The organism is Ruminococcus sp. RTP21484sp1_RTP21277st1_D2_RTP21277_210401 (genome assembly GCF_040924225.1).
Classification (GTDB): domain Bacteria; phylum Bacillota; class Clostridia; order Lachnospirales; family Lachnospiraceae; genus Blautia_A; species Blautia_A faecis.
The window spans coordinates 1-5,759 of record NZ_JBCOMJ010000060.1 but is presented as its reverse complement, the minus strand read 5'-3'; the positions used below and the strand labels follow the sequence as shown (position 1 = coordinate 5,759).

At 42.7% G+C, this 5,759-nt stretch carries 4 protein-coding genes; 2 read left to right on the top strand and 2 right to left on the bottom strand.

The annotated features are described in order from the left end of the window. On the top strand, nucleotides 1-1,903 hold a 1,903-nt coding region (locus AB5706_RS22855), incomplete at its 5' end, for a sensor histidine kinase (protein ID WP_368366333.1). 192 nt (nucleotides 1,904-2,095) lie between these two features. Here AB5706_RS22855 and AB5706_RS22850 read toward each other — a convergent pair. Continuing rightward, nucleotides 2,096-2,530: an RrF2 family transcriptional regulator gene (locus AB5706_RS22850; RefSeq protein WP_173716837.1), complete on the bottom strand. Its 435-nt coding sequence runs from the start codon at nucleotides 2,528-2,530 to the stop codon at nucleotides 2,096-2,098. A gap of 513 nt (nucleotides 2,531-3,043) precedes the next feature. On the opposite strand from AB5706_RS22850, the gene AB5706_RS22845 reads away from it, so the two are divergent. Continuing rightward, the gene (locus AB5706_RS22845; RefSeq protein ID WP_173735303.1) at nucleotides 3,044-3,868 is read left to right on the top strand and encodes a TrmH family RNA methyltransferase; all 825 of its coding nucleotides are present in this window, start codon (nucleotides 3,044-3,046) and stop codon (nucleotides 3,866-3,868) included. Nucleotides 3,869-3,911: 43 nt separating this feature from the next. On the opposite strand, the gene AB5706_RS22840 is transcribed toward AB5706_RS22845, so the two are convergent. Beyond that, complete coding sequence (locus AB5706_RS22840) at nucleotides 3,912-5,591, bottom strand: AAA family ATPase (RefSeq protein WP_173735304.1); 1,680 nt, start codon at nucleotides 5,589-5,591, stop codon at nucleotides 3,912-3,914. Nucleotides 5,592-5,759: the final 168 nt, after the last annotated feature.

The following is a 5,759-nucleotide window of genomic DNA, read 5'->3' as shown; positions in this document are numbered from 1 at the left end:
GGTTATTTCCAATGACAGCAAGCTGGAAGCCCAGCTGGGCTATACCTTGGAACGCAGTGTAACACACGTTGATTCAGCCATAGAAAATCCTACAGCTGACAATATGGGGGGCACCATCGATTATTGCACAAAACTGACAGATCTTTTAAAATCTATAAATGGTATTTCCTATGTTCTTATCCAATATCAACCAGATGGATTTACCAGCAACCTGGCAGGGCTCAGGAAATACAATACTTTCCCCGGAAACAATGTTACCTGCGACTCCTGGAAGGAGGTGGCAAACTCCCTGCTGCCAGCAGTAAACAGCAATTTCATCTTTGCCGCCTATGTGGATCAGGCATTTCCTGTTTCCGATACCTTTGCCACTGACAAAACATTTTTTGAAAACTATTCCAGATATCAGAAGCCGGTATTTCTTTTCTTCCTGCTGTGCGGCTTTCTTTTCCTGGCTGCGTTTGTATGGCTAACAGCAATTGCCGGAAGAAAAAACAGCGACCAAAAGCTGCACCTTTGCTTTTTTGACCGCTGGCCAACCGAGCTTTCTGCAGGACTGATTCTGCTTGCATGGTTTCCTGTCCTGGTACTCCTTTTACAATGCCTGTCCTTTGCAGACTATCAGATTGGCAGACTGCGTGCCACATCGCTCCTTGATGTGAGTCTGTTGCTGAAGCTTATGATTCTGGGGCTTTACACTTTATTCTGGTTCCAGATTGGCTACCTTAGCCTGGTACGGCGGATCAAGGCAAAGCAGCTCTGGAAAAACAGCATCCTGCGCCGTCTTCTTGTCCTGACCTCCAGACTGATTCATTCAGCCAGTCACAAGCTTCACGCCCTTGCTGATCTCTACTCCAGAAACACTGCTGCCAGACTGAAAGCAACCTTCGCTTTTCTTTGCTTTCTTTTCATCAAATATATAATCTGTGGTCCCTTACTTGGCAGCATGCAGCTGTTCTTTTTCTTCAGCTGTCTGGCTGATCTTTTGATACTGCTATATGTTATTACAAAAGCCTGCAGCAGAGAACAGATTATAAAAGGACTGAGAGAAATTTCCAATGGAAACCTGCAATATAAAATTCCTCTGGAACGGCTTTGGGGCGATGATAAACATATTGCAGAATATATTAATAACATTGGAAGCGGTCTTGACGCAGCTGTAGAAAACAGTGTGAAAAATGAGCGAATGAAAACCGAGCTGATCACCAACGTTTCCCACGATCTGAAGACCCCGCTGACTTCCATTATCAGCTACATTGATCTTCTGAAACGTGAGAATTTTACAGATCCTAAGGTTCTGGAATATCTGGATATTCTGGAAGCCAAGGCAGCCCGGCTGAAAGTACTCACAGAGGATGTGGTAGAAGCCTCCAAGGCCAGCACCGGAAATCTGACACTGAACATGAATAATCTTGATTTCGTAGAAATGCTCCATCAGGTAATCGGAGAGTTCGAGGAGCGTTTCGAAGAACACCATCTTACCATGATGGTACATTTTCCAGATGAGCCTTCTGTAATCTATGCAGATGGCCAGCGGCTGTGGCGTGTATTGGAAAATATTTTCGGAAATGTAACAAAATATGCCATGGAAGACACCCGGGTTTACGCGGAAGTAATGAACGCCCACGGTCAGGTGGTTTTCACCCTGAAAAATATTTCCGCCCAGCCGTTAAATTTCGCTGCCGAGGAACTTACCGAGCGTTTCGTCCGCGGTGACGTAGCCCGTGGCACCGAGGGAAGCGGGCTTGGACTTAGCATTGCCAAAAGTCTTACTGAGCTCCAGGGCGGCAAATTCCAGCTTTACCTGGATGGGGATTTATTCAAAGTGACTATCACCTTCCAGGCGCAGAATTCCAAGTGCACTGACGCAGAAGTCCCTGCTCAGCCCAAGCCGGAAGCGAGATGATTTTTATCATATGCAGCTATAAAAATAGCAGCAGTAAGCGATTTGTTGTTACTGTTCACTCCGTTCACAGTAACACGCTTCGCGATGCACAGAAATCATGCTTTGCATGATTTCGCGCCGCAACTCTCGGGTTTTCTGTGAACTTTGTTCACAAAAAACACCTCGCGGAATGTTACCAGTGAACAGTAACCTTTAGATCACATAATCATCTGCACTTGCAGCCTGCCAGTCCAGAAGATCTCCCAGTGTAATATTATCTACCACCTCATTGATGGCATCATCAATCTTCTTCCAGAGAATACGGGTAACACAAGCATCCCCTTTCTCACAGCCGGCTCCATCCGGTGCTACACAGTCTACCGGTGACAGGCAGCCCTCGGTAAGTCTGAGGATCATGCCCACGGTGTACTCCTCTGGTCTGCGTTGCAGTAAATAGCCGCCCTGTGGTCCTCTGACACTCTTCACATATCCGGCCTTGTTCAGCACGGAAATGATCTGCTCCAGATATTTCTCGGAAATTTCCTGTCTACGTGCTACATCTTTCAGCCGGATCGGCTCTCCATTGTCATTGGTAGCCAGATCAAGCATTAACTTTATTGCATATCTACCCTTAGTGGATATTCTCATCTTCATTCCTCCTGCTCTGTGATTCTGCAAATGCAAAATCACTCTACAGAAGATTATACCTTCTAATTCCTATTATTTCAATAGGAAATTACCTTTTTATTCGCAGATAATCCAGTATTCCGGAAATAGTTATCGTCTGCGCATGAGCCGCTGCGCGAACTGATAAGCCGGTTCGCAATGTGAACTTTTTCTCACTCTCTGATCTTCCCTCATAAATTACCGGAACTGCTGTGTCGTCATAAGGCTGTCAAGAGTTTCAACTGCCTGAGCATTCTGGATGATTTTAAACGTGACATCCTTTTCCCCATCAATTGGCGGGTAATAACAGCAGTCCCTAAAATTCTAATTTTTCTCATATCGTTTCCTTTCCCGGGCTAGAGCGTGTCGATTGCAGAAATATGCTAAAAAAAGAATCGCAATTTACCTGTCTTTCCCTTATAATAATGCTGATAATAAAATGCTTTATCAAACAAGTAGCATTTAAAAAGCACTTGAAAAACAGGAGAAAACGAAATGAGTAACCGAATTGAGATAACAGATTTCACTGCCCCGGAGCTGGATGTTTACGCCAGAATCCCGGAGGTGCAGCTTCTACGATTCTATGAGCCCAAACCAGGACTTTTTATCGCAGAAAGCCCAAAGGTAATCCAACGCGCGGCCAATGCCGGATATCAGCCGGTTTCTTTTTTAGTTCAACACAAGGATCTGGAAAAAGAAGGAAAAGAATTGTTACAAAAGTTCCCGGGAATTCCGGTTTATACAGCAGATTATGAGGTACTTGTAAAGCTTACAGGCTTTGCACTTACCCGTGGAATGCTTTGTGCCATGACTCGCCGGGACCTTCCCTCTGTGAAAGATATCTGCAAAAATGCCCGCCGTATCGCCATTCTGGAAAATGTAGTGAACCCAACCAATATCGGAGCCATTTTTCGTTCAGCTGCCGCGCTTCATATGGATGCGGTTCTTCTCACCCCAGGCTGTTGTGATCCTCTTTACCGCAGAGCCACCCGGGTAAGTATGGGTACTGTTTTTCAGATTCCATGGACTTATTTTCATAAAAAAGTGTCCTGGCCGGAAGCTGGAATGGAGCTGCTTCGCTCTCTCGGATTTAAAACTGTAGCAATGGCTCTTCGGAACGATTCCATCAGCATTGACGCCCCAGCCCTTCAAGCCGAAGAAAAACTGGCGATTATCCTTGGAGCTGAAGGAGACGGACTGGTGGATGCAACCATCACCGGTTGCGATTACACCGTAAAAATCCCCATGTCCCATGAAGTGGATTCCCTGAATGTAGCTGCCGCAAGTGCTGTGGCTTTCTGGGAACTTGGAAAAAGGTGAGGGAATGCTTCCTCACCTTTTCCAGAGCGTGTTTAAACAGGTTCTAAGACTCCAGCATTTTCACCAGACATTCCTTTTTATAAAATGAGATTCCATAACAAAAGATATCTTTATACCTGTCCTTATAATCCTCTGCATACTTTCTCTCTTTCATCTGCGCCAGTGCTTTATCACAATCTTTATTTAACTGTTTCATGCTTTGCGAATATTTTACTTCGAAAATCGCTACCTTTCCATTGACTTTATCAATAATCACAAGATCTGGTCTTCCCAATCCATGCTCTTTGTTCGATTCAATCTGTTCACCAGCTCCCATAAAAATGCCTGTGAGAAACGCATGATAGAAGTCTTCTTTATAATCATGATAACTGATGGTATTCCACAGCAATAGATTCATTTCTCTAGTTATAATTTCTGGTTTTTGATTCCAGAGAGCCTGAAAAATCGCTGTTCGATTCCATTTTTTCACACTGTCAGCAAACCATTTCATTACCGTAGTTTCAAAAATTTCTCTTATTTCCGCATTTGGTATCTTTAATGCTTTGGTATCCGGTGAAAATGCAGTTTTCCCTTCTGAAATCCGCGCTTCTGTCAGATAACCAGTCATGTAAAGAATACTCCAAAGATTACTTTCGGATGAATGCAAATAATCATAAGTCAGGTTCTCATCAATATCCTGAAGAATATATCCACCAGAAAGCAATGTTTCCATTTTGTCCGTAATGCTATTGCCTGCAAAATCGATGAAAGAGCGGATAATTGCGTTGTCACTGGTATTTTTCCAATAACTGACTGGCTGCGCTTTGGGATTTCTCTGAAGTTCCCGCAAATAATTCATAACATCCCACGGGCAGTACACATCAATTTCTCCCATATGATATCCATCGTACCATTCCTTCATCTGCTTTGCATACTGCACTGTCCCTGTATCTTCCAGGATTTTGTTGACCTCCTGCTGGGTAAATCCGAAATATTCATTGAATCCGGTATTTGCAATCGTATCTGTAACAAAGTTATTTGTCCCTGTAAAAATGCTCTCTTTTGCAATCTGCAAACAGCCTGTGATAACAGCAAATTTCAATGAAGTATTATCTTTTAATGCAGTACTCATCATACCTCTGATAATTTCCAGCATTTGCTGGTAATATCCTTTGCTGCTGGCTTTTGCTATAGGAACGTCATATTCATCTATAAGCAAAATCATCTGCTTATGGTAATAATTCTCGAGCAGACGCATAAGCAGACTAAGAGATCTGATAACCAAAATTTTGCTTCCCTCACCAGATTTCAGAAGTTTAAAGCGTTTACGATCTTCTTCATCAATTTCTTCGCTTTCCAGCAAAAAACTGTATTTCTGATACAAATCAGAGATGGTAAATACCAGCTGGTCATACGCACTTGCAAAATCAAGTCCATCTATATCTTTAAATGTCAAAAAAATAGTAGGCCACTTATTCAACCATTTTTCACAAAGCTCGTGATTTCTTGAAATTTCAAGCCCTTCAAATAATTTCTGACTCTCATTTCGAACATTAAAGAAATAGTAGAGCATGCTCATGCCCAATGTTTTCCCAAATCGTCTCGGTCTGGTAATCAATGTTACTTTCGCTGCACCATCGGTTAGGAGTTCAGATATGAAACCGCTTTTATCAATATAATAGTTATTATTCTCACGTATCTCTTTAAAATCAGAGATACCTACTGGAATATTAGGATTTCCCATATGCCCTTCCTTCCTAAACAGATATTTTTTATATAAACATGATAACACAGCAGTATAGTTTCAGCAAATAAAAAAACGATAACCAAATGGTTACCGTCTCATTTACTGTACCTTCAAAACTACATACATGTTACATCCTAATGGAATCATTTTACCTCTGCGTGAGTC

Bases quoted from the DNA above. Each gene is read 5' to 3' on its own strand.
- AB5706_RS22840 (WP_173735304.1), bottom strand. From the start codon at position 5,591: ATGGGAAATCCTAATATTCCAGTAGGTATCTCTGATTTTAAAGAGATA.
- AB5706_RS22850 (WP_173716837.1), bottom strand. From the start codon at position 2,530: ATGAGAATATCCACTAAGGGTAGATATGCAATAAAGTTAATGCTTGAT.
- AB5706_RS22845 (WP_173735303.1), top strand. From the start codon at position 3,044: ATGAGTAACCGAATTGAGATAACAGATTTCACTGCCCCGGAGCTGGAT.